Genomic DNA, 26,718 nt, shown 5'->3' with positions numbered 1-26,718 from the left:
ACGCACGCCGCTTGCTGAGCTCGCGCAGTTTATTGCGCGTACGCTGCAGAGAGTTAGTCGTCGAGCGATTCATGTACCGCTTCGGCGCCCTGTTTCCAGTAGCTGGCCGCGCGAATGCGCGACTTGTCGACGCCACGTTCCGTGCACAGGTGGTAGCGCACTGCACGCATCGTCGCGGATTCGCCGGCGGCCCATACGTAGCCTTCACCGTCTTCGGGCAGATAGATTTCGCGTACCGCTTGCAGCAGCGCCTCGCCGCGAAAGTCTGACTCGCTGCGATGGCGCCAGACGATGTGCAGTTCGGCCTTCGTTGCGAATTCGATCTGTGCCGACGGATCGGCCACTTCGATCACTGCCGCGACGCGTGTGCCTGCCGGCAACTCTTCCAGGCGGCGAGCAATCGCCGGCAGCGCCGTGTCGTCGCCGATCAGCAGATGCCAGTCGAAGCCCGTCGGTATCACCAGCGAGCCGCGCGGGCCGCCGATGCCGAGGTACTGGCCCACTTTGGCTTGCGCCGCCCACGTTGCAGCCGGGCCGGCCTCGTGCATGGCGAACTCGATGTCCAGTTCGCGCGCTTCGGCGTCGAAGCGGCGCGGCGTGAAATCGCGGGCAATCGGCCGCTGGCCCGCGGGAAACACGGGACCGTCAGGGCCGGCTTCCGGCAGCACGGGTTTGTCGGCGCCGGGTTCGGGGAAGAACACTTTGATGTGATCGTCGAACGAGGCGGAGACGAAGTCATGCAGATCCTTGCCCGTGAAGGTCACGCGAATCAGATGCGGGTTCAGCGCGTGGACCTTCTTGACCTGCAACAGACGGAACTTCAGCGGATGCCGCACGCGGTGGACGGCCAGATCGGCTCGGTTGTCATTTGTCAGCATAAGAGTGCCACTCCTGTCGGTTTGATTGGCATTCGAAAGCGCGCATGGGCGCCTCCGGACGCGGGTGTTGGATAGCGCGATCTCAAGCGCTCGGCTCGCTGCCTTGATCACCGCCCTGGTCGCTGCCAGGTTTGCCTTTGCCTTCGCCTTCGATTTCACGCGCCGCACGCATCAGAATCGCGGCGATGCGGCGCTGTTCGGCAGCCGGCACGTTGTCACGGCGCAGGAGCGCATGCTTCAGCGCGCGACGTGCTTCGCTTAGTTCGGGCAGCCAGCCGCCTTCGCTGATGTCGGCGGGCTCCTCGCCGGCAAACGCGCGGCGCACGGAATCCATCTTGCGGGCGATGTGCGACAGTTTGGCGAGCATCAATTCGACGCGGTCGCGGTTGGTGGCGAGGTACTCGCGGCCCGTTTCCGACAGTTCGTAACGCTTGCGATTGCCTTCGAGTTGCACGGTCACGTAGCCGAGTTCTTCCAGATACGTGAGCGCCGGATAGACCATGCCCGGGCTCGGACTGTAGAAGCCGTTCGAACGCGTTTCGAGCGCCTTGATCAGCTCGTAGCCGTGGCTCGGCTGCGCGTCGATCATCGAGAGCAGCAGCAATTGCAGATCGTCGGAGCTGAATTTGCGGCCGCGCGGAAAACCGTCGCCGTCGCCGCCGAAGCCGCCCGGGCCACCGCCGCCGAAGCGTCCGCCGCGACCGCCGCCGCCGCGATAGTCGTCATGGCGGCCGATTGCGTGCCACAGTGCGTGAAGCGAGAAGCGGTCGTAGCCTTGATGGCCGAAGCGGTGACCATGGCCGAAGCCGTCGCGGTCGCCGTGTTCATTGCGGCCGCCGTGGCGGCCATGGCCGCGCTCGTCGCTGTGGAACTCGTGCTGGCCGCCGCGGCTGCCACGGCCGCCATGACGGCGTTCGAAGTCTTCGCCACGTTGTTCACCGCCGCGCTCGCCGCGAAACTCGTAATGACGGGTGAACACATGCCAAAGTGCATGCAGTGACGGGCGGTCATGCCCTGCGAAGAAACCTTCGTCCGCGCCACGCGAACGGGAAAAACGGTGGTGATGACGCATGTTGGGTACTCCCATTTGTGTCTTAAGATGTGTCGTAAGATATATATCTAAAGATAGTTTGTCAAACTCATTTTTTGCACCGGTGGGGTTCGGATTAGGCTTTTCATGCCACCGAGTCACTAAACGGATGACATTCGTGCCCTCGTGAAATCAACGGGAAACGCTGGGAATCACGCTCAGAACGGCATTGGCCGTATTCAAGGAGCGATGAGGAGGTATGCAATTACCGGTGTGAGAGGGAAGGTGGGCGGCGCGGCGGCACGCGCGTTGTTGGACGCGGGACACGCAGTGCGTGCCGTCTTGCGCGACAAAAAGAAGGCGGCGAAGTGGGAGTAGAAAGCTGATTCCCTGGGAGGATCGTCAGGTCTGTATTTCAACGCGTCGGTTGCGGCAGTCCCAATTTGGGACTAAAATGTCTTGCATGCGAATCGTTGCCAAAAAAACCATTCTTTCCTTCATCGAAGGGCACGCTCAAGCCGGGCAATCTCTGTTGGCGTGGCACGCGGAAGCTTCTAAAGCGAACTGGAAAACGCCACAGGACATCAAGGATCAATATGGCTCGGCAAGTTTCATTGGGAAAAACAGAGTGGTGTTCAACATCAAGGGCAACGATTTTCGATTGATAGTCGCGATCGCGTATCGAATCGGTGTGGTCTATGTCCAATTCGTTGGCACTCACGCCGAGTATGACAAGATCGACGCTGAAACCGTGGAATTGGAGTAATGAACATGGATATTCGCCCCCTGCATACTGAGGACGATTACAAGGCCGCGCTCGCGACCGTATCCGAACTTGTCGATGCCGACCCGGCGCCTGGCACGCCGGATGGTGATCGCCTTGATATTCTGTCGATCCTGGTGGAGCGCTACGAAGCTGAAACCTTTCCACTGCAAAGTCCGGATCCTGTTGAGGCCATCAAATTCAGGATGGAGCAGGCCGGCTTGTCGGTCCCGGATATGCAGCCGTACATCGGTAACGCGAACCGGGTCTACGAGGTTTTGAACCGCAAGCGTGCCCTCAGCCTGACGATGATTCGCCGCCTTCACGCGGGATTGCACATTCCTGCTGATGTGCTGATCGGAGTGGCTTGACCGGCAGAGGAAAGGCGCCTCGCTGCGACCGACATCGACCGTCTGGATCGCATACGTCGCCGAAACGCCCTCTCAACAAAATCAAAAAATCGACCGCCCCGTAATCGTGGTCAGCAATTCCAGCGCCTTCGCACCGGCGAGTGAGTTGCCGTTCGCGTCGAGCCCGGGCGACCACACGCACACGGCCATCTCACCCGGTAGCACCGCGACGATGCCACCGCCCACGCCGCTCTTCGCCGGTAAGCCGACACGAAAGACGAAGTCGCCCGCAGCGTCGTAGGTGCCGCAGGTCAGCATCAGGGCCGACAAACGCTTGGTCGAACTGCTGTCGAGGATCCGTTCCCCGGTCGACGGCACAACGCCGCCATTACTTAGAAACAACGCAGCCTTCGCCAGCTCGACACAGCTCATCGAAATCGCACACTGCCGGCAATACGCTTCGACCACCGCGTGGACGGGCATGTCCATGTTGCCGAAGCTCGCGATGAAATGCGCCATCGCCTGGTTGCGATCTGCATGTTGAAGCTCTGACTGCGCGACGCGCGAATCGTAGTCGATCGTGATCTCGCCAGTCAGCCGCCGCATAAACTCCACCAGCGCGGTCTCGGCACGTACGAAGCGGCGGCACAGCACATCGGTGACAACCAGCGCCCCGGCGTTGATAAACGGGTTGCGCGGCTTGCCTTGCTCCGCTTCAAGCTGCACCAGCGAATTGAACGGCGTGCCCGACGGTTCGCGGCCGACGCGCAGCCACAGCTCGTCGCCGAGCAGCCGGAAAGCCATGGTGCAGGCGAACAACTTGGAGATACTCTGAATCGAGAAGCGCGTATCGGCCTGGCCGATGCGGAAGACTTCGCCGGACGGCGTGACGATCGCCATGCCAAAGCTGTCGGCCGGGACCTTTGCCAGTTCTGGAATGTAATCGGCGACCTTGCCGGTACCCAGATAAGGCTGAAGATCGCGTTGAATCTGTTCGAGTATGGATGCGTAGTTCATTGAGCTCGGACCGTTTGAAGCCGCGATTCTACTGGCAACCTGGCGCGAATTGTTCGTGCGGCGAGGCGCTGCCGGGTTCGAACGGCGTTTCGCGAAGGCTATGCTAGTCTTACTGTGTTTCTTACAGTAACCGGGTAAAACAGACATTTCATGACGCAAGCCTTCGATCCGGATGGCGTCGAGCGTCCGGTATTCGTGGTCGATGAGCGTTACAACGTGCTGGACGAACCGTGGCGCGCCTACCGCCGCGCGCGGCTGATCCACGTGAGCGCCGGCGTGCTGACCGTGCGCACCGAAACCGCCCGATGGGTCGTGCCGCCGGGGCACGCGCTCTGGCTGATGGCGAACGTGCAGCATTACCTGTCGGCTGCCGAGCCGGTGCAATTCCATTCGCTGTATGCCGATGCGGACGCCGCGCCGCTACCCGCGCAAGGCGTTGCCTTGGCGCTCGACCCTCTGGCGGAAGCTTTGCTGAGTGCCGCAGCCGATCTGCCGCACGACAAACCGCTCGACGAGCCGGCCGAGCGTCTTCTGCAAGTTTTACTGGACCGCCTGTCGGGGTTGCCCACAGCCCCTCTGGCGCTGCACTGGCCGCAAGATCCACGGATCCAGCGGATCGCCGAAGCGTTGAACGCCAACCCGGCGGAGCCGGCAGTGCTCGAGGACCTGGCCCGGGCTGCGGGCGTCACCGCTCGCACGGCGGCGCGCCTTTTCGTCAAGGAAACCGGGCAGACTTTCGGCCAGTGGCGGCAGCAACTGCGCTTGCTGGTTGCACTGGAGCATCTCGGCGCCGGAGAGAGCGTCACGCAGGTGGCGCTCGAGGTCGGCTACAACGACGTGTCGTCGTTTATCGCGGTGTTCCGCGATGCCTTCGGCGACACGCCCGCCCGCTATTTCCGTTGACTCCGCTGACTCCGTTGAGGCAGTGCCGAACAACACCGCGATCAGTGCGCGCCCGACGCAGCCGCTCCGCCGCCGCCCTTGGCCGGCTTCGTAATCCAGATCAGCGGAATGATCAAAATGAAAATGATCGCCGACACAAAGAAGATGTCGTTCAGGCCCATCATCGCGGCCTGAGTGTTCACCGTGAAATCGAACAGCGCGTGCGACGATTGCGTATTCAGATGGAGCAACGACTGGGTCGAATCGATCTGCTGGTTGAACAGCGGGTTGTTCACGGTAGCCTGCTCGGTCAGCCTTGCATGGTGCAGCACCGTGCGGTTGTTCCACTCGTTGCCGGCGATCGAGGTCCCCACCGCGCCGCAAAACACCCGTGCGAAATTCGACAGGCCGGCGGCCGCCGGAATCTTGTTCGGCGGCTGACCGGACAGAATGATCGCCGTCAGCGGCACGAAGAACAGCGCCATCGGAATGCCTTGCAGCAACGTGGGGAGTACGAGGTGCCACGTGTCGATTTCGATCACGTACTTCGAGCGCATATAAAACACGATCGCAAAGCCGATAAATGCGAGCGTGGCGATGATGCGCGCATCCGAGCGCGGCAGCACCCGGCCCATTACCGGCGCGAGCAGCACGGCGAAGATGCCGAGCGGCGCGGTGACGAGACCCGCATCCACGGAGCGGTAGTTCAGATACTCCTGCATCCATTGCGGAAGCAGCACCAGGTTGCCGAAGAACACGCCGTACGCCACCGAAATCGCAATCGTGCCGCCGAGAAAATTGCGCTGCTGGAACAGCCGTAAATCGACGATCGGGTTTTCCTCAGTCAATTCCCACACGAGGAAGAACGCGAAGCTGATCACCGCGGTGATGCCCAGAATCACGATCACCGGCGACGAAAACCAGTCGAGGTCCTTGCCCTTGTCGAGCATGATCTGCAGCGACGCGACCCACGTAACCAGCAGGCCGAGCCCGACCACGTCGATGGGCGGCTTGCGGGTTGCCGACTCACGGGTGCGATAGATCATCCACGTCACGCCGGCCGCGAAAATGCCGACCGGAATGTTGATGTAGAAGATCCACGACCAACTGTAGCTATCCGTGATCCAGCCGCCGAGCGCGGGGCCGGCAATCGGGCCGACGGTGGCGGTCATGGCCCATAGCGCGAGTGCAGTCGACGATTTCTCCTTGGGATAGGAGCCGAGCAGAATCGCTTGCGACAGTGGAATCAGGGGGCCGGCCACCGCGCCCTGGAACACCCGGGCGACCAGCAGGATCGGCAGCGTAGGCGCAATGCCGCACAACCACGAAGCCAGCACGAACATCAGAATCGCGCCGACAAACAGCTTGACCTGGCCAATGCGTTGCGTGAGCCAGCCGGTTAGCGGAATCGAGACCGCATTGGCCGCGGCGAACACCGTGATGACCCATGTGCCTTCATCGACCGATACACCGAGGTTGCCCGAAATGGTGGGAATCGCGACGTTCGCAATGGACGTGTCGAGCACGTTCATGAAGGTTGCGAGCGCAACGGCGATGGTCGCCAGAACCAGTTTGCCGCCTTGCAGAGGCGGCGGTGCAGGTGGTGCAGGCGGGGCAGCGGCGGGCGGGGAAGAGGGCTGGCTCAAACGATTCTCCGGATGACGATGCGACGGACGTTCTGCACGGCGTTCTATTCACCACCCGGCAATGAGCCGGGCGGTCCATCGAATGCTCGCAAAAAAGCATACCTGTATTCGCGTTTGGGCGTCGTCGAGCCATGCAGATCGGGCGACAGAACCGAATCCGGCAGCGTATGCTCCCGCCTGAGGCCGCATGGAGCGACACCACGCGCGGTGAAATCTAAAGTACAGCGGGAACAGAGAGAGGAATTGAATATGGCTTGGGAGCAATTCGAACACGGCTGGCGGCGCGCGCCGGCGATAACGCCGGCCAAGGCCCTCGTGGTGCTGATGCACGGCGTAGGCAGCAATGCGCGCGATCTGATGCCGCTCGCGGACATCTGGAGCGAGAGCCTGCCGGATGTGGCGTTTGTCTCGCTCGACGGTACTGACGCTTTCGACGGCGGCTTTGGCGGGCGCCAATGGTTCAGCCTGCGCGATGTCAACGAGGGCAATCGCGAGGCGCGTGTGGCCGCCGCCTATCCGGCATTGCGGCACATGCTCGAGGCGGAACTGGCGAACTGGCAGCTTTCTTTCGATCGCCTTGCATTGGTCGGTTTCTCGCAAGGCTCGATCATGGCGATGCATCACGTGGCGACCAGTGCGGAAGGCGCTGCTGCCGTCGTCGCGTATTCGGGGCGGCTCGCCTCGGTGATCGTCGCGCAGAACGGTACGCCGCTCACGCTCGTGCACGGCGAAGACGACGAAGTGATCCCGGTTGAGGAACTGGAATACGCCGCGGATGCTTTCAGCAACACCGGCTACACGGTCGATGCCTACGCCTTGCCCGGCATCGGCCACACGATCAACGCGGACGGCGTCGAACTCGGCAAACAGGCGCTGGAGCATGCGCTCGGCACTGTGTCGCGCGACTGACACGGTCCCAATTGAAAAGTGGCCCTAAAGATTCTGATCTGCTTGCCGTTAACTGCTCATTAGCATGAAAATCACTCCCGCCGCGCGGATCGCGCAACGCCCATCTGGGCGTGCCAAGCGGTTCGGGTGACCGGGGGCGCATTTTCCATATTGCCCTGCAAGGGCGGATAACGACACATCAGAGCCTTCCTATGGCCAGACCGACGCCGCATTACCCGCTTTTCGATCGACTGTTCCGTCATTCCGTGGCGGTGGACCTCGGCACGGCCAATACCCTTATCTACACCGACAATGGCGGCATCGTGCTGAACGAGCCGTCCGTCGTGGCGTTCCAGAAAGAGTCCGCCGCCGGGCAAAAACGCGTGACGGCCGTGGGCACCGAAGCGCGCCAGTTGCTCGGCCGCGCGCCGGGCAACGTCGAAGCCATACGGCCGATGCGGCACGGCGTGATCGCTAACTTTTCCGCCGCCGAGCAGATGATCCGGCAATTCGTCGACATGGCTCGGCCGCGGCCGCTGTTCAGCCGGCGTGCCGCGTTCACTTTGTGTGTACCGGCGGGCGCGACCCAGGTCGAACGCCGCGCGATCAAGGAAGCCGCGGTGGCGGCCGGCGCGTGGAAGGTCAGTCTGATCGGCGAATCGCTGGCATCGGCGGTCGGCGCGGGCCTGCCGGTTTCGGAGGCGACTGGCTCGATGGTGGTCGACATCGGCGGCGGCACGACCGAAGTCGGCGTGATCTCGCTCGGCGGCCTCGCGTATAGCGGCTCGATTCGCGTGGGCGGCGACAGTTTCGACATGGCGATCGTCAGTTACGTGCGCAACCTGTATGGCGTGCTGCTCGGCGAACAAACCGCCGAACACGTCAAGAAGGGCATCGGTTCGGCCTTGCGCGAAGTGCCGGTCGAACATATGAACGCGACCGGGCGCAGCGTCGACGATGGTTTGCCGCGCACGGTTCAGCTGAGCAATCACGATATCGCCGACGCGATCGAGGGTCCGCTGCGCCAGGTAATCGGCGCGGTGAAACGTGCGCTTGAAACGGCGCCTGCCGAGCTGGTGACCGATATTGCGCACAGCGGCATTGTGCTGACCGGCGGCGGTGCGCTGCTCGGTAATCTGGGTCGGCGCCTGACCAATGAGCTCGGGCTCGAGGTCCGCGTCGCCGATGAACCGCTCACTTGCGCGGTGCGTGGCGCGGGCGCGGCAGCGGCTGCGGGTTTGCTCGACGACACCGCCTACGAATGATTTGACGCGGGACGTCCCGCGTTGCAGGTGACCGCGACTCAGGCCGACCGCATGAGGCCCGGCGGATATTGAATGGCTGTGTGACAATACGTCCCTCGTCCCAATTTTAGGGACGCGAATACGCTTTCTTCTTCGAATCCATTTCTAGCCGGCGCAGCCGATCGTTTCAGCCGTTGCCGCGCGGTCCGTGAACCACCTGTGAATCAATCCGTTTCCGCTTCGTCCTCTCCCGCGTCCCCGTCCTTTATCGAATTGCATAGCGGCTTGCGCATGCCCTATGTGGAAACCGGGGAAGGCGAACTGCTGCTGTTCGTGCATGGCTCGCTGTGCGATTACCGCTATTGGCAACCGCAACTCGCGGGTCTGTCGAAGCGATACCGCTGTGTCACGGTGAGTCTTACGCATTACTGGCCGGTGACGGATACCGAGCCCGACCAGCCGTTTAGCTGGAGCGAGCATGCGGATGACGTGGCCGAATTCATCGATCGTTTTGGCGCCGGGCCGGCGCACGTGGTGGGTCATTCGCGCGGCGGCTGCGTGGCGTTCCATTTCGCGCGGCGCCATCCGCAGTACGTGCGTACGCTGACGCTCGCCGACCCGGGCGGCCCGTTGCAGATTGCCGGGCGACCGCCCGCAACTTTGCCGGAGACCGTGAACGCATTGCGCGCAAAAGCCGCGCAGCTGATCGAAACAGGTGAGGTGGAGGCGGGCTTGCAGCTGTTCGTCGATTCGGTGAGCCGCCCTGGTTTCTGGGCGATGAGCACACCGGGTTTTCGCAAGATGGCGACCGACAACGCGCATACGCTCGCGCGCCAATTCCGCGACCCGTTGCCGGCTTACGTACCCGAACATGCGGCTGAGGTGCGTTGCCCGGTGCTATTGATCGACGGCGAAAAGAGTCCCGACATGTTCCGCCGCACGGCGACGGCGCTGCAAACATGGCTGCCGGACGCACGCCGCGAAACGGTGCGCGGCGCCTCGCACGGGATGAATCTCGCGCATCCGGCAGCGTTCAATCGTTACGTCGACGAGTTCATTCGCTCAGAGGACGTTTGAAATGCCGGTGTAGTTCAGGCCTTGCGATGCGCGTCTTTATCGAGCGCGCGTTCCGCGGCTTCGCCGACGAGGCCGTGGTAGTACAGATGCACGCCGATTGCGAGCGAGTCGTTGCGAATTTCGTGGAAGGCTTTCCATGCTTTCACGGGGTCTTTGAAGAGCAGATAGTGCGCTTCCTGCGCGATCAGATCCGCGACTTCATGCAGGCCATGGCCATGCAGCACATTCACCAGCGTATCGAGGCTGCGATGGGTGCGCGCGTCGGTACGCGGGTAGAGCATATGCAGCACCGCCACGTCTTGCGTCGTCAATGCTGCTGACAACGCCACGACGATATCCTGATGATTCAGCGCGGTGACGATGTTGTCTTCGGTATGGACGTGATCCGGAAACAGTGTTTCGAGTGATGCGTTCATCTGGTCCTTCCTTGTTCTTCTGGCTGATTAAAAAGGCCCGCCGTAGAACGGCGGGCCAAAGACAGCGATGTGTTCGCAGGGGAAGCAAAACACGGATTCAGTATCGCAGAGCAGCGTCGCTTGTGCAGCCTGGCGGCCGCAAAACATTGTTGCAGCAAGCGTACTAACTTTCATTTGGCTGGCAACGCCGCCCGGCGGCCCCGACGCGTTTTCGTGCTGCGTACTTCTGCTTATTTCTACGTGTTTCCGGCGATTACGCCCATCTTTCAGACAACGAATGTTGCGCTAGCCGAGATGGATTGTTGCTGCCAATCGCCGCAATCAAAGCACCTTCGGACCGTAGAATGCGAAGCGGAGCCTGAGCATGCCACGCGGCGATCCGACGATCGAGCATGCCGGCATGTGTGCGATGTGAAAGTAAAAGGAACGTGTAGATGAACTCGAAGACACACGCAACGCTGAGCTTTTCCGACAGCGATCAGACGATTGATTTGCCGATCTATCAGGGCACGCTCGGGCCGGATGTCATCGACATTCGCAAGCTGTATGGCCAGACTGGCAAGTTCACATACGACCCGGGTTTCATGTCCACGGCGGCATGCAATTCCGAAATCACGTATATCGACGGTGACAAAGGCGAGCTGCTGTACCGCGGTTATCCGATCGACAATCTGGCGCAGAATGCCGACTTCCTCGAAACCTGCTACCTGCTGCTCAAGGGCGAACTGCCGAATGCGGAGCAGAAGGAAGAGTTCGTCAACACTGTCACGCTGCACACGATGGTGCACGAGCAGATGCATTTCTTTTTCCGCGGTTTCCGCCGCGACGCGCACCCGATGGCGATTCTGGTCGCGGCAGTGGGCGCACTGTCGGCGTTCTATCACGACTCGCTCGACATCAATAATCAGCAGCACCGGGACGTATCGGCGATCCGCATGATCGCGAAGCTGCCGACGCTGGTTGCGATGGCGTACAAGTACACCGTGGGCCAGCCTTTCGTTTATCCGAAGAACGACTTGTCGTACAGCGCGAATTTCATGCGGATGATGTTCGCCAATCCGGCGGAAGAGTACGAGGTCAACGACGTGCTGGTGCGGGCGCTGGATCGCATTCTGATTCTGCATGCGGATCACGAGCAGAATGCGTCGACATCGACGGTGCGTCTCGCGGGTTCGTCGGGCGCCAATCCGTTCGCGTGTATCGCAGCGGGTATTGCATGCCTGTGGGGTCCGGCGCACGGTGGCGCGAATGAAGCCGCATTGAACATGCTGGAAGAGATTGGTTCGGTCGACAACATTCCTGAGTTCATTGCGAAGGTGAAGGACAAGAACTCCGGCGTGAAGCTGATGGGGTTTGGTCATCGCGTCTACAAGAACTACGATCCGCGCGCGAAGCTGATGCGTGAGACCTGTCACGAAGTGCTCGAAGAGCTGGGTCTGCATGATGACCCGTTGTTCAAGCTCGCAATGGCGCTTGAGAAGATTGCGCTTGAGGATGAATACTTCGTTTCGCGGAAGCTTTATCCGAATGTCGATTTTTATTCGGGGATTGTGCAGCGTGCACTGGGGATTCCTACGGCGATGTTTACTTGTATCTTCGCGATGGCGCGGACTGTTGGGTGGATTGCGCAGTGGAATGAGATGATTGCTGATCCGGAGCAGAAGATTGGGCGGCCGCGGCAATTGTTTGTTGGGGAGACTCAGCGGGAGGCTCGGGCGCTTTCCAAGCGGTAAAGGTTTGGGTTTTTTTTGCCTTTGCGGCGCTTTTTTTGTCAGTGCTCTTAGGGTTTTGGCCTTTCCTTGATTTGCTAGTGGTCTATTAGCGTTGCCCCTGTGCGGGGCGGCACCTACTTCTCTTTGCCGGCTGCAAAGAGAAGTAGGCAAGAGAAAGCAGCTCAAACCGCTAATGCTAAGTGGGCACCGTGGTCTGCTACGGGTAGTGGTGCATCTGGAATCTGTGTTCGTGCCACTGCACATGTTTGTGACAAGGGCGTCATACTTCCGGCGGCGCTGCGCGCGCCGAAGAGCACTTCATAAAACCTCCCACTACGTCTTGTGCCCGTGTTTCCCACCGGGCCTTGGCCCATCATTGCTCCGTCTCCGTCTCCGTCTCCGTCTCCGTCTCCGTCTCCGTCTCCGCGATTGCGATTGCGATTGGAACTGCGATCGCAACGATGATCGTGACTACAGCACGCCGACAAATCATTTGAAGTGGGAGGCTGGTGAGTGCCTCGGCGCGTCGCCGAGGCGAAGCCGACGGCCCCCACAAACCTCAATCGAAGCCCGTGGTTTCCCATGCAAACCCGTCCGCGACGCACGCAGTGCGGAGTGGGAGCTGATGACTCCTTTGTCACTAACGCGGAATGTGGGAGAGCACGGATTCCAGTCGCACCACTACCCGTAGCAAACCACGGTGCCCACTTAGCATTAGCGGTTTGAGCTGCTTTCTCTTGCCTACTTCTCTTTGCAGCCGGCAAAGAGAAGTAGGTGCCGCCCCGCACAGGGGCAACACTAATAGACCACTAACAATTCAAGGAAAGGCCAAAGCCCTAAGAACACAGACAAACAAGCGCCGCGCAGGCAACCCCTTGCACTTGGTGCAAAACCCCTGCACATCCCGTGCCAAACCAAAAACCAAAAACCAAAAACAAGAAACTCCCCTGTGATAAGTTCGTCTGACGCGGACAGACCCTCTACAATCGGAATCGACCAGCCAGCCCCCACCGGCATCCGAAATTGGAAATTAACCCGAAAGCGAACACTATAGGAGCGACCCTGATGCAGCAGCCAGAAGCCCTCGGCGGCCTGTCCCACTCGGGCGGAATCGACCACCGCGAACCCGAGCCGGACGGCGCATTCATCCCGACGGAAAACCTCAACGTCGCAAGCGCCACCCAGCATGTGCTCAAGTCTGGCGACACCTTTATCGTCAACGATCCCCTCGGTGATATCACCGGCCACGACGACGGCCTGTTCGTCAACGACACCCGCGTCCTGTCAAACCTGCGCCTCACCTTCGGTGGCCGCGCGCCCTCGTTGCTGTCAGGCAGCGTCAGCAGCGACAACACCTCGTTCACGGCACACCTGACCAACCGCCCCCTGCCGCCGCTCGGCGGCGACAGCACCCCGGAAGGCGTGATCCACGTCGAACGCGTGCGCGTGCTCTCGGGCACCGTGCTCAACGAAGCAATCGAACTCACCAACTACGGCACGAGCGATGCAGTCGTGCCGCTGTCCATCTCCTTCGCCAGCGACTTTCGCGACATGTTCGAAGTGCGCGGCCTCAGGCGCGACAAACAGGGTCGTGTCGAACCGGCGCGCGTCGAGAACCGCGAAGTGCTGCTCGGTTATGTCGGTCTCGACGACGTGGCGCGCAATGTGCAGATCGCCTTCTCGCCGGAACCGGACAAGCTCTTCGCCGATCGCGCGGACTACACCGTCAAGCTGCCGGCCCAAGCGTGCGTGTCGATCTATCTGTCCGTCTCGGTGCAAGTGGTCGCGCAAGCCGACAAGCCGGCCGCGGGCGTCGCGCAACCCTCGCACGCGGTGAGCGAAGCCCATCTGTCGCAAATCGATGCGGAGCGCCCGCGCGTCGGCCGCGCTGCTGTGCGCGCCGCACTGGTCGACGCCCACCTGGTGATGCGCGAGCGCCGCCGCGTCACCGCTCGCGTGCGTTCGAGCAATCCGCTCTTCAACGCGTGGATCGACCGTTCGCTTGCCGACCTCGGCTTGCTGACGACCGATCTCGCCACCGGTCCGTATCCCTACGCCGGCATCCCGTGGTTTTCAACTCCGTTCGGCCGCGACGCGATCATCACGTCGTTGCAGACGCTGTGGCTGCAACCGAATCTGGCCGCGGGCGTGCTGCGTTTTCTCGCCGAACATCAGGCGCGCGAAAATTCGCCGTTTCGTGACGCAGCGCCCGGCAAGATCATGCACGAGATGCGCAAGGGCGAAATGGCCGCCACCGGCGAAGTGCCGTTCGCGCTGTACTATGGCGGCGTCGACAGCACGCCGCTCTTCATCGTGCTGGCCGGCGCCTATGCGGCACGCACGGGTGATCTCGCACTGGTCGACGAGTTGTGGCCGGCGCTGGAGCGCGCGGCGCAGTGGGTCGCGGGCGTCTGCGACAAGAACCGTTACGGTCTGCTGGACTATCAGCGCGAGTCCGACGGCGGCCTCGCTAATCAAGGCTGGAAGGACAGTCACGATTCGGTCTTCCACGCGGATGGCCGTTTCCCCGATGGTCCCATTGCACTCGTCGAAGTGCAGGCGTATGCGAGCGCCGCCTTCGATACGATGGCTCACTTCGCCAAGCTGCGCGGACTGCACGATCAGGCCAAGCAATACAGCGAGCGCGCGAAGAAAATCCGTCAGTGCGTCGAAGAAAAGTACTGGATGGAAGAGTCCGGCTTCTACGGCATCGCGCTTGATGGCCACGGCGAACTGTGCCGCGTAATGGCGTCGAATGCGGGTCACTTGCTGGCCTTCGGTCTGCCTTCGCGCGAGCGGGGCGAAGCGGTGGTGCACGCGCTCGACTCCACGCTGTTTCATACCGGCTGGGGCGTGCGTACGCTGGCCGCAAGCCAGGCGCGCTTCAATCCGATGGCGTACCACAACGGTTCGGTGTGGCCGCATGACAACGCGCTCTGCGCACGCGGCCTGTCACGTTACGGCGGCAAGGCGGCGGCCGTGCGGCTGTTGCAGGCACTGTTCCAGGCAGCGGTCAATTTCGACATGCGTCTGCCCGAGCTGTTCTGCGGTTTCCCGCGGCGGCGGGGCGAGCCGCCTACCGCCTATCCGGTCGCCTGCCTGCCGCAAGCCTGGGCGGCGGGCTCACCGTTCATGATGCTCGAAGCCTGTCTGGGTATCACGATCGATGCGGAGCGGCGCGAAGTCGTCATCGAGCAGCCCATGCTGCCCGAGGGCATCGACTGGCTCGAAGTTGGCGATCTAAGGGTAGGCGATTCGTCGGTGTCGATCACGTTCCGGCGGATCGGCGACAAGGTGGTCGCGTCGGCGGCCGAGCAGGGCGATGTGCGGGTGGTCGCGCTGCTATAGATGCAGTCACAATCAATGTTGTCCTGCGTTGTGGCGAAATCATTAACGGACAGACGATGTCCGCGGATTTTGGTGCAAGGCGGTGAGTGCGAGGCCACCGGTTTTATATGGCGACGCAAAAAAGGACCGCCCATTGGGCGGCCCTTTATAGAGTGCGGGATTTACAGATTTGCACTCAATCGGTATTGGGTTGCCTTACAAAATTTCGGCAAGGGGCGGGGACTGTTTTCTTGTTTCCATCAAGGTTGTGACGACTTCCTCGGTATCGTATTCAGCCTGGAAGGCGCGCTATCGGCGCAGTCCTCCACCGATAGCCAGAGCGCACAGGGTCAGCAAACAGAACCCCGCTCCCGCATAGAATGTCGCGCCGGCCCCCAGACGGTCCCACAATTCGCCTGCGACGACGCTCGCCACAAGCATCGCCAGACCGCTCATCAAATTGAACAAACCGAACGCGGTGCCTTTCAGGTCCGGTGGTGCTGTATGGGCGACCATGGTCGCCAGCAAGCCCTGGGTGAGCCCCATATGCAGGCCCCACAACGCGACACCCAGCAGTACGACCGGCCAGTGGTTGCCATGCGCAAGTACGACATCCGATGCAATGAGTACCACCAGCCCGATGGCCAGAAGTTTCGTGTGGCTCATTGAATCCGCCAGCTTGCCAGATGGATAAGCAGACGTCGAATACACCAGGTTCATCGCAACCATGACGAGTGGCACCAGCGCCACCGGCACGCCACCCTGCATTGCGCGCAAAACCAGGAATGCCTCGCTGAATCGTGCGAGCGTGAACACCGCGCCAATGAATACAACCCACCAGTACGGCCGGCTCAGCTTCTTCAGGCTTTCGAACTTCATCGGGTTGACGCGTTTCGCGTCCGAACGGTGCGCTGGCTCCTTGATGCCGAACACCAGCAACGACACCGCAACGAGCCCTGGAATCACAGCCACCCAGAATACGAGACGAAAGTTGTCTGCCCACAGCAACATCAACACGACGGCGAGCAACGGCCCGAGAAACGCGCCGACCGTGTCGAGCGACTGTCGCAAACCATAGGCGGCGCCACGCAGGTGAGCGGGCGTGATATCAGCTACGAGCGCGTCGCGCGGCGCACCCCGCACACCTTTCCCGATTCTGTCCGCGACGCGCGCCGTCAGAACGATGCCCGCTGTTGGCGCGAGCGCAAACAACGGTTTGCTCAACGCACCCATGCCGTATCCGATGACCGCGAGCCATTTCCGGTTGCCAAGGTAGTCGCTGAGCGCGCCGGAGAACATTTTCACGATGGGTGCAGTCGCTTCCGCGACGCCTTCAATCAAGCCCACCATCATCGCGCTCGCGCCCAGACTCGTCACCAGGAACATCGGCAAAAGGCTGTGAATGATTTCCGAAGAAATGTCCATGAACATGCTGACAAAGCCGAGCATCCAGATGCCACGTGGGATTTGGCTAAGCGTGCTGGCGCGCGGCGTGGAGTTGGTCTGCATCTTGTCTCGCTTCGGAAACTACGACTGATGATTGTGACCGCAACCATTTCTAGACCGTAGTTATCGGTCAAACTCCTTCGTTTGCTCAGCTTCTTCAAACTTCTTGCCCAGAACTGTTGGCACGAGAATCAGAGACTGGTCTGTCGGGTCATAGTTTTCGGCCAACTTGAACGCTTCAGAGATGATTGCTTGCACGTCCTGCCTCAACATGGTCACGTCGAAAGGTAGGTTTGCCGCGAATGGGTCCCAGTCGAAGCAGCCAACAACCGCAGTCTTCCACGCGTCGGGCGACAACGTTGACGTGAACTGAACCACCCCTTCAAACGCGGTAATCGAATTCATCAGCAAACCGGCTGGAAGTCGCCCAAGTTTTTCATAGCGAATTGAGAGTACGCGCTTGGCAGCAGCGGCGTTATATCCACAACACTCGATTGCATCTGCAGCAGGCGTCATGTGACGAGCTTCGAAAGCATCTCTGAATCCTGCGATACGCATTTCAGTTGCATATTCATCCGCTACACCTCCTAGCAAGACCAACTCGTCTGGTGCCGCGCCCCGTGCTAGCAGCTTTTCAATCAGCACATCCGTAATAGTTTGAGCGCCTTTGCGGTTATCGGAAACGACCGACGGCGCACCGTCTCCTGGCAGGTCCAAGTTGATGGAAGGGACGCCTGCAGCCGAACAGAGCGTGTTCAGCGGTGTCGGGTTGCGCACGCCGGCGATAAATAGCAGCTCAACCCGCTGCGATAGAAGTGTTTCAGTAACGCTCACCTCGACTGCAGGGTCGCGTTGGGTGCCGACAACGATCGGACAAAGGCCACGACTACGCGCCTGCTCTTCGAAGGTCTCGGCGAGTCCCGCAAAAAAACGGTTCCGATAATGGGGAAGAACCATACCCACTAGACCCGAGCGCGATAGCCTGAGTCCTCGAGCTTTCATGTTGACGTTATACCCAAGCTGGCGGGCGCTTTCGAGTATGCGGTTCGCAGTTTCCTCCTTGATTCGATAGCGGACCCAACTGCCGTTCAACACCATGCTGACCGTAGCCGTCGAGGAGCCTGTCGCCTTTGCGACGTCATAAATCGTGGACTTGCGTCCTGGATTGCTGCTTGCCATCAAGTTGCTCCGAGGGCATTGCGCCGTTGTGTCCCGAAAAGGTAGCCGTTTCGCGACAGTACCCAACACCAGGGTTTTTACGGCTCGACCGAACTGCTAAATAGATTCAGCATACACCCACCCGAATTGCTAAATGGATTTAGCAACTTTAGCAGAATACGAAGTCGGGCCTTTCATCACTCATTTAGGGCGTCTGCGTGCCCAGGCGTCTACCGGAGGAGACATGTTCAAGAACATCATCCGCACTTTGGGTGCCGGCGCAGTCGCGCTCGCTTTGACGACGAGTTTTGCCTCGGCCTCGCCTGACAAGCCGGTAATCGGTGTTGTTGTGAAGATTGGCGGCATTCCATGGTTCAACGCCATGGAAGCGGGAATCAAGAAGCGCGCTGACCAGCTCGGCGTCAAGGCATTCATGGTCGGACCAACGAGCGCAGACCCTGCGCTGCAGGTACGAGCAATCGAGGACCTGATTGCGCAGCACGTAGACGTCATTGGCGTCGTGCCGAACGACGCACAGGTTTTGGAACCCGTTCTTCAGCGCGCCAGAGCCGCCGGTATCAAGGTCATCACCCACGAGTCCCCGAAGCAGCAGAACGTGGACTGGGACTTTGAGCTGGCCTCGTCCAAAGGTTTCGGCGAAGCCTACGGAAAACGCCTTGGTGAGGCGCTGGGCGGGAAGGGCGAATACGCCGTTTTCGTCGGCTCGCTGACAGTGCCGCTCCATAACGCCTGGGCGGATGCGGCAATCGCCTACATCAAGGCCAACTTTCCCGGGATGACCCTCGTCGGCGACCGCTACGGCGTCGCTGAAGACGTGGACGCGTCGCGCAAAACTGCGCTTGACCTGATGCGCGCTCATCCTAACTTGAAGGGCATCCTTGCGTTCGGCAGTCAGGGCCCGATTGGGGCAGCTCGCGCTGTCGCGGAGCAGCAGGCGAAAGGAAAGGTCCTGGTTCTTGGGCCGTTCTCGCCTGGACAGGGCCGAAAACTCGTCCACGATGGCGTGTTGAGCGGCGGGTACATGTGGAATCCGGAAGTCGCCGGTGAAGTGTTTGTGACGCTGGGCACGATGCTCGTAAAGGGGCAGCCGATTAAGGACGGCACGAATATCCCGGGTCTGGGTGTTGTTCATCCCGACGGTCATAACCTGATTGTCGACCAACTGGTGGACCTCAACGCCAAAACCGTTGACGACCTCGCGAAGATGGGCCTCTGACCGCAATCCTTTTGCCGAACGGGTGAGCGCCGGTGTAGCGCTGCTCACCCGGAAGTTAACGGTACGACACATCTGGTCGCCAGCCAGTCATGTGCAAGTACCATCGGAGCGTTTCCATGAGTCAACCAGCTTCCATCAACGTCCACCGTTCTCAACGAGGTGATGCGCATACGGCAGCGGGCGCGCTCGACACCGACCGCATGCCTCTGCTTAAACTCGAGAACATTTCGAAAATCTTCGGCGGTGTTAAGGCGCTGCGGGCCGTGAAGTTCGACATCATGCCCGGAGAAGTTCTCTGCCTTGCGGGCGAGAATGGCTGCGGCAAGAGCACCATCATCAAGATTATCAGTGGGGTCTATCAGCCGGAACCTGGCGCGGTGATGCTCATGGACGGTGAGTCAATCGAAGGACTCGACCCGGCCAGGGCCCGTGACCTCGGCATTCAGGTCATCTGGCAAGACCTTGCGCTTTTCCCCGAAATGACCGTCGCGGAAAACATTGCTTTCGAGCAGAACCTGGGGTCTCGTCCGCGTATCGTCAGATATGGAAAGATGAAGGAGGCGGCACGCCGGATTCTCGAGCGGCTCGGAGTCTCCATCGACCTCAACCGTTCTGTTCGCTCGCTATCAATCGCCCAGCGCCAGGTCGTGGCAATCGCCAGAGCGCTTGTTCGCGACGCACGTCTTGTCTTCATGGACGAGCCGACTGCCTCGCTCAGTCATGCTGAGACCGAAGCTCTGCTGAAAATTGTCCGGCGACTTTCTGCGGACGGAATTGCCGTGGTGTTCGTCAGCCATCGCCTCGCTGAAGTGCTGGACGTCTGCACTCGCGTGACCGTTTTCCGCGATGGACAGTACGTCGGCACCTTTCCCACCGAAGGGATGACGCAAACCCGCCTCACGGAATTGATGACGGGCCGCACTTTCGACTATGAAGTACGCACGACAGACCTGACGAAAGCGCCGGTTGTGCTGGAGGTACAGGGGTTGTCACGAGCCCGTCAATACCATGACGTGTCGTTCAAAGTGCGACGAGGCGAGATTCTTGGCGTCACGGGACGCCTTGGCGCAGGAAGAACAGAAGTCGCATTGTCGCTTTTCGGAATGACCCGCCCCGGTGCGGGTTCCATCCAGCTCGACGGAAAAGAGATTTTGCTGCGAACAAATCGTGACGCTATCCAGGCCGGGATAGCTTACGTATCCGAAGACCGACTTCAACTCGGCCTTGTGCAGCCGCAATCAATCGGAGACAACACAGTCGCGGCGGTGTTGGACAACCTTCTGGACGGCACCCATCTCATCGCTTCCAAAAAGCGAAACGCGCTGATTCAAGACTGGATTCAGCAACTGGCCGTGAAAATCGGGAAACCGGACGACGCGGTCTCAACGCTGTCCGGCGGGAATCAGCAGCGCATTGTGCTCGCCAAGTGGTTGGCAACAAACCCGAAGCTTCTGATTCTGGATTCTCCCACCGTCGGCGTCGACGTCGGCGCCCGTGCTGGCATCTTTGCCATCATCCACAAGCTCGCTGCTGAGGGTATGGCCATCTTGCTGATATCGGACGAAATTCCGGAGGTCTACTTCAATTCCGACCGAATTCTGCATATGCGCGAAGGTCGCATCGTCAAAGAGTACGTGCCGGGAACGACAACGATGGAACAAATCGAGCGAGACGTCCATGCCTGATTTTCGCAAACTCGGAATCGGTTCGATTGAGGCTCTGCTGATTCTCGTTATCGCCGTCATGGTGATTGGCCTCAGCCTTTCAACCTCGACATTCCTTACGCTTCCAAACCTGTTCGACCTGCTTAATCAGAGTTCCGTCAACATCATTTTCGCAGTCGGGCTACTGGTCGTGCTGATTGCTGGTGGCATTGATATCTCATTCGCCGTCGGCGCATCGGTGGTCCAGTACCTCACTGCGTTGACAGTGTTGCGACTCGGCGGTGGTAACTGGGCGCTCGGCTTCATTGTCTCTGCCTGCTTCGGCTTCGTGCTTGGATCCATCAACGCCACGATTATCTACAGATTTCGCATCGTCTCGATTGTCGTGACAATTGCCACGTTCAACGTGTTTTTCGGTGGATTGATGTTTCTCACGGGCGGGGTGTCCATCTACGATCTGCCGGACTGGTGGACTAACAGAGTTTCTATTGTCAATTTCAACACCGCGAGTGGTAATGCAAATCTCGCACTGCCTGTGGCCGTGATGGTCGTCATGGTCATAGCAACATGGTTTCTGCTACGGCGCACGACAACCGGCCGACAGCTCTACGCCATGGGCGACAACCCCGAGGCAGCGCGACGCGTGGGGGTCAACATAGGTGCGATGCATTACATCGCTTTTGGCTGGCTCGGCATGATGGCGGGGATTGCCGGACTCATGCAAGCCCACTACGTGCAGGAAGTCGTTCCGAACGCATTTTATGGCCGTGAACTGGATGTGCTCGCTGCTGTGGTGCTCGGTGGTGCAAGGTTAGGCGGTGGGCGCGGCACAATCCTCGGCGCCATTCTTGGCATCCTCCTGACCGCTATCACCGCCAACGGCCTGAACTTGCTCGGTATCTCGCCGTATGCGTTCAAGATGATTATCGGAGCCATCATTCTTATCGCCATTACGTTGTCGAGCGGTGGTTTCGCCAAACTCGTCGGAACGCGATTCACGTCACAAAGCGTAAAGGCCCCGTCATGAAAATCTCCTCATCTCAACGCGCGGCCGCGCCGCTCGTACCGGCAGACGTCGCCGGGTTGCTTGGGTTTCTGCTCCTGGTCATCGCGGTCCTGAGCTTTGCATCTGACCGTTTTTTCTCAGCGAGCACATTCGTGTCGATAGCGTTCCAGTTGCCGGAACTCGGCTTCTTTACGCTGGCCATGTTGATGCCCTTGATTTCCGGTGGCTTCAATCTCGCGGTGACTTTCACCGCGAACATATCGGGGTTGGCGATGGCGTGGGTACTTCATACGTATGGCGGAGCGGACGCCGGCGCCGCAGCCATCATCCTCGGCATAGCTGCCGCATTGGCCACCGGCTCCGCGGCCGGTTGGGTGATGGGTGCCGTTATTGCGCGCACCGGCGCAAGCCCAATCCTCGTGTCTCTATCGATGATGATTTTCTTGCGCGGATTAGGGGAGTTCCTCACACGTGGGGGCGACATCTCCGGGTTTCCGCCGTTTGTGCGCGAAATGGGCAACGGCGTCTTCCTCGGCGTACCGATTCCCCTTCTGATTTTTCTCGGCTGCGCATTACTTTGGCACGTTGTCATGACACGGTCGCGGCTAGGTTTCGCCACACGCATGATTGGTTCAAATCTGGAAGCAACGCGATATTCCGGCATCGCGACGACACGCGCCGTCACCCGAATCTACATGCTGTCGGGGCTGATGTGCGGCGTCGCTGGCGTGGTGATGGCGGCCCAGTTCAACTCGGTTCGCGTTGGTCATGGAGAGGCCTTTCTGCTCATCTCCGTGCTTGCGTGCTTCCTGGGCCGCGTCGATCCATTCGGCGGCTTTGGCCGCGTGGTCCCGGTCGTGATTGCACTTGTAATTCTGCAGGTTATCGCTTCAGGTCTCAATTTGCTCGGTGCCAACCAACACCTGGCGACTGCGTTGTGGGGTGTCTTCCTGCTTGCCGTGATGCTCTTCCGTTGGGCATGGGCGAACGGCATTTCGAAAACTTTGGTCCGCAGGCGCGTGACCGCATCTGAAGGAGTTACACAATGAATAAGCTTGGCGTACACGCACTGGTATGGGCTGGCGACCTCACCCCCGAATCGACTCGCAAGGTTTTGAGCCAGACCAAAGCCGCCGGGTTCGACCTGGCTGAACTGTCCTTGCATGGTCCGAAGGTCATGGACCTGGCGCTCACGCGCGATTTGCTGCAAGAGCATGAGCTGGATATCGGTTGCTCGCGCGGTCTCACCTTTGATGCGGACGTGTCCAGCGAGGATTCTGCTACGGTCGCACGCGGAGTTTCGATGCTGGAGGAGGGCATAAGTGTCACGGCAGAGCTGGGTGGAGGCTACTTCGGCGGAATTCTTTACGGCGCGATGGGAAAATACAACGCGCCGGTTACCAAACAAGGCCGCCGCAACGCGATTGATTCGCTCAAGCGCATTGCTGATTTCGCGTTGAAGAAGAACGTGACGCTTGGGCTTGAAGTGGTGAATCGCTACGAGAGCAATTTACTGAACACTGCATCGCAGGCGCTTGCCATGATTGACGAAGTCGATGCGCCGAATGTTGTCGTTCATCTCGATACGTATCACATGAACATTGAGGAGTCCGATTTCATGCAGCCGGTTCTGCAATGTGGCAAGCGTCTTGGCTATGTTCATATTGGGGAAAGCAATCGCGGGTACCTCGGGTCGGGGACTATCGACTTCTCTCAGTTCTTCCATGCACTCGCCATGATTGACTACAAGGGAGTCGTGACTTTTGAGAGCTTTTCGTCGACGGTCGTCAACGAGCAGTTGTCCAATGCGTTGGCAATCTGGCGTAACTTGTGGGATGACAGTATGGACCTGGCGAAACATGCGCGGGAGTTTATGGCGGGTGGCATCAACGCCGCCGCGCGAGCAAAATCGCATCACTAGACGCCCACCGGGTGAAGTAAGTGTCGCGACACCACAAAGCGTTGAGAAATGTTGACGCGAGCGGTTCGACAATCGGGCCTCGGTGAGGATAAGAATAGTGCTCGCCGACCGCCATTTTTTGGAATACCTCGGATTATGTCGACGATTGAAGACCGCTACCTGGGGCGCCTCCACCAGTTAATTTCTGACGGGCGGCGCCAAATCCTTGGTTTGGTTGGTGCGCCCGGTGCAGGCAAATCGACACTGGCGCAAGCAATCCTTGATGCTTTTCCCGGAAAGGCGGCGGTTGTGCCGATGGACGGGTTTCATCTTGCGAATGTCGAACTTGCACGGCTCGGTCGCGCATCCCGCAAAGGTGCGGAAGATACGTTCGACAGTGCGGGGTATGTTGCACTTCTGAGGCGCCTGCGTGAGCAGCGTCACGACGAAACAATCTACGCTCCCACATTTCGCCGGGAAATTGAAGAACCCATCGCGGGCGCAATCCCTGTGGCGCCTGATATACCGCTTGTAATTACTGAAGGGAATTACCTCCTTCTAGAGCATGGCCATTGGAAAGCTGCCCGACCGTTGCTCGACGAAGTTTGGTATGTCAACGTCGACTCGGATCTGCGACGGCAGCGTCTTGTTAGCCGGCATATTGGTTTCGGCCGGGACCAGGCTGCAGCAGAACAGTGGGTTCAGAAAACTGACGAAGTGAACGCGACCTCGATTGATTTAACTAGAGAGCGTGCCGATGTTCAATTCCATTGGCCATCGTAAGGCACATTGGGGGATTCTGGCACTCCACGAGGCGATGCATTATGCGTTGGTCTCCTCGAGTATCAATGGGTTTCCGGTTGAACATGGATAAAACTTCACGATGGAATCAATCAAGCGTTGGACGTTGAAATGGGCACACGGCGAGGCGGAGGTTCAAGCGCTTGGTGGAATGCTTGCGCCGGTGCGATTTGACATTGGAGCCGGACGTTCTGTCTCGCCGCTGCACGTTGCTCCATGGGGGGATGATCTGCGCCGACCTGGTCTTATGCGCGCGTTGCGCGGGGAATGGCCTTGTGTTCCGTTCGGGATGGTCGCTGCGCCAGCGGGTCTGCCGCCTGATTTTCGGACTCGTGACGCCGATGATGACTGGGTTCATGGGTATGGCGCGAATCACATGTGGCAACTGATGGGGCAAGGCGACCGCATGCTTGCGCTTCAAATCGCCTACCCCTTTGAGAGCGAGATCGAGAGGCTTGAGCGCACGATTGAAGTTGAGCCTGACGCGCCAGCGCTGCTCGTTTCACTTACCGTCCATGCCCGTCGTGACGTGAATTTGCCGTTCGCTCTTCATCCAACTTTTGCTGTTCCAGTAGGAGGCGTTGAAATCCTCGCTTGCGCGCATCAGGCTATTTACAGCTACCCCGTTCAACCGGAGCCCGGCGTCTCGCGAATTCTCCCGAACCGCACCATCTCGACCCTGAAGGAAATTCCGACCACACGAGGGTTTATGGATGCGACCCGCCTGCCGTTGTCCGAAACCACCGAAGAGTTATTGCAAATCTCGGAATGTAAGCCACCGTTTGTGTTGCGGTACCCGGAGCAACACGCCGATGTGTTTCTCGACTGGAATGCAGAAGAGCTTCCCGATGCATTGCTTTGGATTAGCAACGGCGGGCGTACGCACGAACCCTGGTCAGGGCGACACTTCGCTGTAGGGGTGGAGCCGGCCAACAGTTTCTTTGACCTCGGCCGGGTGGCGATTCCGCCTGCCAATCATCCGCTCGCCGACCGCTCCGGAACGGTCTTCAAAGCAGGAATGCCGCGGACCATTACGTACCGTCTGTCGGCACGGGCGTTGTGAGTCTGACTACCGGCTACTAAGGCTACAACCGGCGTTGAAGCGACTTTGGAAGCAATTCAGGCTGGTGCGGTGGCCGTGCTCGCTCCGTTGGCCACAGTCGAGTCCGGCGCCGAGCTAACGACCTGAACGTAGTGGTCAGATACCCGGTGGACCAGCAATTCTCTGGTTCCACCGGGTACACCACGCCGACGACGCTTTATTGCGCCTGTGCTGCTTGACGCAGGGCGGCTTGCTGTTGAGCCTGCTCTTGAGCGTGCTGCTTTGCAAGGTGCCTACCGACCATGCAACCTCCGACCGCACCGATGACTGCGTGGTGCCCCGCATAATGCCCAGCAACCCCGCCTACCGCTGCGCCCTTGAGGCAGCCCGCGGCATTTGCCGTGCCGGCTGTTGCGAAGGCCAGCGCCGTTGCAATCAGGGCGGTTCTTATCAAGCTTGCGTTCATTTGAAAATACTCAGAGGTTGAATTTTTCGGACGTGGCGCCGTCCGGTGTCGTTTCAATACCCGCGCCAATCGTGACGCTCGCGCCACTCGTGCTCACGCCATTCCCGGCGGCGCCATTCACGTTCACGCCACTCGCGATGCTCGCGCCATTCGCGGGCTCGCCAGTCGCCGTCACCGCCGTACGCGACGGCGACCGGTGCGGGAGCGTACACGACGGGAGGTGGCGGTGCGTACACCGGTTCTGCAGGCGCATACACAGCCCCGGGAATGCCCAATCCAATGGCGACGTCGACGTGTGCCGATGCTGCCGTTGATGCTGCGAGTACCGCCAGACCGAGCGCTGCGCCGAGAATTTTCTTGTTCATCTTCGCTACTCCTCACACATTGAGTGCAATGTCAGTGACTACGGTTCGGAGTGTAAGGAGCGATGTCGGACACATGTGAAACGGCGGTGCGAGATTCGTAACGTGCGGTTACTGCTGAAGGCGTAGCGCGTGGGCGATACGCCTTCGCAACCTGCAGCTGAGCCGTGTGGCAAGTGAAGAGGGTAACGCTACCGCGCAAGTGAACTTGAACAGTCATGTAACGTGAACTAGCCTTAACGTCTGGCGCGGAAGCGAGCCTTTTGGCATCGAGCCTCGTCGGAGGTGTGAACCGCCTGTGGCGAACGTTTGACCTATCCGGTTCCGGCAAGCGCTGCAGGACCTGAGCAGGAAACAGGTTCGTGTCGCGAGACCTCCCGTGCCGCGCGCCTGGTGATTCCTTCGG

24 protein-coding genes are annotated in these 26,718 nt (G+C 59.9%); 15 read left to right on the top strand and 9 right to left on the bottom strand.

The window, feature by feature from the left end; all coding sequences use genetic code 11:
- Positions 1 to 53: 53 nt before the first annotated feature.
- Together M0D68_RS16730 and M0D68_RS16725 are read right to left on the bottom strand one after the other, a co-directional pair.
- Entirely contained in the window at positions 54 to 878 is an 825-nt protein-coding gene (locus M0D68_RS16730; protein ID WP_211706941.1) for a siderophore-interacting protein, read from the bottom strand.
- An 82-nt stretch (positions 879 to 960) separates the two neighbouring features.
- The gene (locus tag M0D68_RS16725) at positions 961 to 1,950 is read right to left on the bottom strand and encodes a PadR family transcriptional regulator (RefSeq protein WP_211706940.1); all 990 of its coding nucleotides are present in this window, start codon (positions 1,948 to 1,950) and stop codon (positions 961 to 963) included.
- 421 nt (positions 1,951 to 2,371) lie between these two features.
- Between M0D68_RS16725 and M0D68_RS16720 the strand changes: the two genes are divergently transcribed.
- Together M0D68_RS16720 and M0D68_RS16715 are read left to right on the top strand one after the other, a co-directional pair.
- Entirely contained in the window at positions 2,372 to 2,674 is a 303-nt protein-coding gene (locus tag M0D68_RS16720) for a type II toxin-antitoxin system HigB family toxin (RefSeq protein WP_093636155.1), read from the top strand.
- A gap of 5 nt (positions 2,675 to 2,679) precedes the next feature.
- Positions 2,680 to 3,042 carry a type II toxin-antitoxin system HigA family antitoxin gene (locus M0D68_RS16715; protein ID WP_093636157.1) on the top strand — a complete coding sequence of 121 codons (363 nt, stop codon included), beginning with the start codon at positions 2,680 to 2,682 and terminating at the stop codon, positions 3,040 to 3,042.
- 81 nt (positions 3,043 to 3,123) lie between these two features.
- On the opposite strand, the gene M0D68_RS16710 is transcribed toward M0D68_RS16715, so the two are convergent.
- Positions 3,124 to 4,038 carry a glutaminase gene (locus M0D68_RS16710; protein WP_200654266.1) on the bottom strand — a complete coding sequence of 305 codons (915 nt, stop codon included), beginning with the start codon at positions 4,036 to 4,038 and terminating at the stop codon, positions 3,124 to 3,126.
- A gap of 150 nt (positions 4,039 to 4,188) precedes the next feature.
- Between M0D68_RS16710 and M0D68_RS16705 the strand changes: the two genes are divergently transcribed.
- Complete coding sequence (locus tag M0D68_RS16705; RefSeq protein WP_211700740.1) at positions 4,189 to 4,941, top strand: AraC family transcriptional regulator; 753 nt, start codon at positions 4,189 to 4,191, stop codon at positions 4,939 to 4,941.
- Positions 4,942 to 4,982: 41 nt separating this feature from the next.
- Here the strand turns inward: M0D68_RS16705 and M0D68_RS16700 are convergent, their stop codons facing one another.
- Positions 4,983 to 6,566 carry a DHA2 family efflux MFS transporter permease subunit gene (locus M0D68_RS16700; protein ID WP_093635942.1) on the bottom strand — a complete coding sequence of 528 codons (1,584 nt, stop codon included), beginning with the start codon at positions 6,564 to 6,566 and terminating at the stop codon, positions 4,983 to 4,985.
- Between the two features lie 249 nt (positions 6,567 to 6,815).
- Between M0D68_RS16700 and M0D68_RS16695 the strand changes: the two genes are divergently transcribed.
- From M0D68_RS16695 to M0D68_RS16685, 3 genes are all read left to right on the top strand, one after another.
- Positions 6,816 to 7,475 (top strand): alpha/beta hydrolase, encoded by a 660-nt coding sequence (locus M0D68_RS16695; RefSeq protein ID WP_211700741.1) that lies wholly within the window; start codon positions 6,816 to 6,818, stop codon positions 7,473 to 7,475.
- Between the two features lie 191 nt (positions 7,476 to 7,666).
- The gene (locus M0D68_RS16690; protein ID WP_093635938.1) at positions 7,667 to 8,719 is read left to right on the top strand and encodes a rod shape-determining protein; all 1,053 of its coding nucleotides are present in this window, start codon (positions 7,667 to 7,669) and stop codon (positions 8,717 to 8,719) included.
- A 270-nt stretch (positions 8,720 to 8,989) separates the two neighbouring features.
- Entirely contained in the window at positions 8,990 to 9,775 is a 786-nt protein-coding gene (locus M0D68_RS16685; RefSeq protein WP_211706979.1) for an alpha/beta fold hydrolase, read from the top strand.
- A gap of 14 nt (positions 9,776 to 9,789) precedes the next feature.
- On the opposite strand, the gene M0D68_RS16680 is transcribed toward M0D68_RS16685, so the two are convergent.
- Entirely contained in the window at positions 9,790 to 10,191 is a 402-nt protein-coding gene (locus tag M0D68_RS16680) for a hypothetical protein (RefSeq protein ID WP_200621629.1), read from the bottom strand.
- A 434-nt stretch (positions 10,192 to 10,625) separates the two neighbouring features.
- Here M0D68_RS16680 and gltA point away from each other — a divergent pair, with 434 nt between their 5' ends.
- Together gltA and M0D68_RS16670 are read left to right on the top strand one after the other, a co-directional pair.
- Positions 10,626 to 11,924, top strand: coding sequence for a citrate synthase (gltA, locus tag M0D68_RS16675; RefSeq protein WP_093635931.1), 1,299 nt, complete (start codon positions 10,626 to 10,628; stop codon positions 11,922 to 11,924).
- A gap of 1,044 nt (positions 11,925 to 12,968) precedes the next feature.
- Positions 12,969 to 15,251 carry an amylo-alpha-1,6-glucosidase gene (locus M0D68_RS16670; protein WP_093635927.1) on the top strand — a complete coding sequence of 761 codons (2,283 nt, stop codon included), beginning with the start codon at positions 12,969 to 12,971 and terminating at the stop codon, positions 15,249 to 15,251.
- Positions 15,252 to 15,539: 288 nt separating this feature from the next.
- On the opposite strand, the gene M0D68_RS16665 is transcribed toward M0D68_RS16670, so the two are convergent.
- Positions 15,540 to 16,739, bottom strand: a complete 1,200-nt coding sequence (locus M0D68_RS16665; RefSeq protein WP_200620520.1) for an MFS transporter — start codon at positions 16,737 to 16,739, stop codon at positions 15,540 to 15,542.
- Between the two features lie 60 nt (positions 16,740 to 16,799).
- Positions 16,800 to 17,855 carry a LacI family DNA-binding transcriptional regulator gene (locus M0D68_RS16660; RefSeq protein ID WP_093635923.1) on the bottom strand — a complete coding sequence of 352 codons (1,056 nt, stop codon included), beginning with the start codon at positions 17,853 to 17,855 and terminating at the stop codon, positions 16,800 to 16,802.
- 223 nt (positions 17,856 to 18,078) lie between these two features.
- On the opposite strand from M0D68_RS16660, the gene M0D68_RS16655 reads away from it, so the two are divergent.
- The 7 genes from M0D68_RS16655 to M0D68_RS16625 all read left to right on the top strand — a co-directional run bounded on the left by M0D68_RS16655 (position 18,079) and on the right by M0D68_RS16625 (position 25,505).
- On the top strand, positions 18,079 to 19,071 hold the full coding sequence (locus tag M0D68_RS16655; protein ID WP_093635921.1) for a substrate-binding domain-containing protein: 993 nt from the start codon (positions 18,079 to 18,081) through the stop codon (positions 19,069 to 19,071).
- Positions 19,072 to 19,271: 200 nt separating this feature from the next.
- Entirely contained in the window at positions 19,272 to 20,756 is a 1,485-nt protein-coding gene (locus M0D68_RS16650) for a sugar ABC transporter ATP-binding protein (protein ID WP_211706720.1), read from the top strand.
- Positions 20,749 to 21,762: an ABC transporter permease gene (locus tag M0D68_RS16645; protein ID WP_211706717.1), complete on the top strand. Its 1,014-nt coding sequence runs from the start codon at positions 20,749 to 20,751 to the stop codon at positions 21,760 to 21,762. The genes M0D68_RS16650 and M0D68_RS16645 overlap by 8 nt, the downstream gene beginning before the upstream one ends.
- On the top strand, positions 21,759 to 22,790 hold the full coding sequence (locus tag M0D68_RS16640; RefSeq protein WP_093635915.1) for an ABC transporter permease: 1,032 nt from the start codon (positions 21,759 to 21,761) through the stop codon (positions 22,788 to 22,790). Before M0D68_RS16645 ends, M0D68_RS16640 begins: the two co-directional genes overlap by 4 nt.
- Entirely contained in the window at positions 22,787 to 23,662 is an 876-nt protein-coding gene (locus M0D68_RS16635; protein WP_093635912.1) for a sugar phosphate isomerase/epimerase, read from the top strand. Before M0D68_RS16640 ends, M0D68_RS16635 begins: the two co-directional genes overlap by 4 nt.
- Positions 23,663 to 23,797: 135 nt before the next feature.
- Positions 23,798 to 24,424 (top strand): nucleoside/nucleotide kinase family protein, encoded by a 627-nt coding sequence (locus M0D68_RS16630; RefSeq protein WP_093635910.1) that lies wholly within the window; start codon positions 23,798 to 23,800, stop codon positions 24,422 to 24,424.
- 100 nt (positions 24,425 to 24,524) lie between these two features.
- Positions 24,525 to 25,505 carry a hypothetical protein gene (locus M0D68_RS16625; protein ID WP_200620522.1) on the top strand — a complete coding sequence of 327 codons (981 nt, stop codon included), beginning with the start codon at positions 24,525 to 24,527 and terminating at the stop codon, positions 25,503 to 25,505.
- A gap of 196 nt (positions 25,506 to 25,701) precedes the next feature.
- Here the strand turns inward: M0D68_RS16625 and M0D68_RS16620 are convergent, their stop codons facing one another.
- Together M0D68_RS16620 and M0D68_RS16615 are read right to left on the bottom strand one after the other, a co-directional pair.
- Positions 25,702 to 25,950: a hypothetical protein gene (locus M0D68_RS16620; protein ID WP_234486888.1), complete on the bottom strand. Its 249-nt coding sequence runs from the start codon at positions 25,948 to 25,950 to the stop codon at positions 25,702 to 25,704.
- 53 nt (positions 25,951 to 26,003) lie between these two features.
- Positions 26,004 to 26,315 (bottom strand): hypothetical protein, encoded by a 312-nt coding sequence (locus M0D68_RS16615; protein WP_200620523.1) that lies wholly within the window; start codon positions 26,313 to 26,315, stop codon positions 26,004 to 26,006.
- Positions 26,316 to 26,718 lie beyond the last annotated feature (403 nt).

This window comes from Paraburkholderia sp. SEWSISQ10-3 4 (assembly GCF_030464785.1).
Classification (GTDB): Bacteria; Pseudomonadota; Gammaproteobacteria; order Burkholderiales; family Burkholderiaceae; genus Paraburkholderia; species Paraburkholderia aspalathi.
This window is presented reverse-complemented; position numbering and strand designations above follow the sequence as displayed.

Excerpts from the sequence above, each read along its gene's own strand:
- M0D68_RS16730 (WP_211706941.1), bottom strand. The coding sequence starts at position 878 with ATGCTGACAAATGACAACCGAGCCGATCTGGCCGTCCACCGCGTGCGG.
- M0D68_RS16725 (WP_211706940.1), bottom strand. The coding sequence starts at position 1,950 with ATGCGTCATCACCACCGTTTTTCCCGTTCGCGTGGCGCGGACGAAGGT.
- M0D68_RS16720 (WP_093636155.1), top strand. The coding sequence starts at position 2,372 with ATGCGAATCGTTGCCAAAAAAACCATTCTTTCCTTCATCGAAGGGCAC.
- M0D68_RS16715 (WP_093636157.1), top strand. The coding sequence starts at position 2,680 with ATGGATATTCGCCCCCTGCATACTGAGGACGATTACAAGGCCGCGCTC.
- M0D68_RS16710 (WP_200654266.1), bottom strand. The coding sequence starts at position 4,038 with ATGAACTACGCATCCATACTCGAACAGATTCAACGCGATCTTCAGCCT.
- M0D68_RS16705 (WP_211700740.1), top strand. The coding sequence starts at position 4,189 with ATGACGCAAGCCTTCGATCCGGATGGCGTCGAGCGTCCGGTATTCGTG.
- M0D68_RS16695 (WP_211700741.1), top strand. The coding sequence starts at position 6,816 with ATGGCTTGGGAGCAATTCGAACACGGCTGGCGGCGCGCGCCGGCGATA.
- M0D68_RS16690 (WP_093635938.1), top strand. The coding sequence starts at position 7,667 with ATGGCCAGACCGACGCCGCATTACCCGCTTTTCGATCGACTGTTCCGT.
- M0D68_RS16685 (WP_211706979.1), top strand. The coding sequence starts at position 8,990 with ATGCCCTATGTGGAAACCGGGGAAGGCGAACTGCTGCTGTTCGTGCAT.
- M0D68_RS16680 (WP_200621629.1), bottom strand. The coding sequence starts at position 10,191 with ATGAACGCATCACTCGAAACACTGTTTCCGGATCACGTCCATACCGAA.
- gltA (WP_093635931.1), top strand. The coding sequence starts at position 10,626 with ATGAACTCGAAGACACACGCAACGCTGAGCTTTTCCGACAGCGATCAG.
- M0D68_RS16670 (WP_093635927.1), top strand. The coding sequence starts at position 12,969 with ATGCAGCAGCCAGAAGCCCTCGGCGGCCTGTCCCACTCGGGCGGAATC.
- M0D68_RS16665 (WP_200620520.1), bottom strand. The coding sequence starts at position 16,739 with ATGCAGACCAACTCCACGCCGCGCGCCAGCACGCTTAGCCAAATCCCA.
- M0D68_RS16660 (WP_093635923.1), bottom strand. The coding sequence starts at position 17,855 with ATGGCAAGCAGCAATCCAGGACGCAAGTCCACGATTTATGACGTCGCA.
- M0D68_RS16655 (WP_093635921.1), top strand. The coding sequence starts at position 18,079 with ATGTTCAAGAACATCATCCGCACTTTGGGTGCCGGCGCAGTCGCGCTC.
- M0D68_RS16650 (WP_211706720.1), top strand. The coding sequence starts at position 19,272 with ATGCCTCTGCTTAAACTCGAGAACATTTCGAAAATCTTCGGCGGTGTT.
- M0D68_RS16645 (WP_211706717.1), top strand. The coding sequence starts at position 20,749 with ATGCCTGATTTTCGCAAACTCGGAATCGGTTCGATTGAGGCTCTGCTG.
- M0D68_RS16640 (WP_093635915.1), top strand. The coding sequence starts at position 21,759 with ATGAAAATCTCCTCATCTCAACGCGCGGCCGCGCCGCTCGTACCGGCA.
- M0D68_RS16635 (WP_093635912.1), top strand. The coding sequence starts at position 22,787 with ATGAATAAGCTTGGCGTACACGCACTGGTATGGGCTGGCGACCTCACC.
- M0D68_RS16630 (WP_093635910.1), top strand. The coding sequence starts at position 23,798 with ATGTCGACGATTGAAGACCGCTACCTGGGGCGCCTCCACCAGTTAATT.
- M0D68_RS16625 (WP_200620522.1), top strand. The coding sequence starts at position 24,525 with ATGGAATCAATCAAGCGTTGGACGTTGAAATGGGCACACGGCGAGGCG.
- M0D68_RS16620 (WP_234486888.1), bottom strand. The coding sequence starts at position 25,950 with ATGAACGCAAGCTTGATAAGAACCGCCCTGATTGCAACGGCGCTGGCC.
- M0D68_RS16615 (WP_200620523.1), bottom strand. The coding sequence starts at position 26,315 with ATGAACAAGAAAATTCTCGGCGCAGCGCTCGGTCTGGCGGTACTCGCA.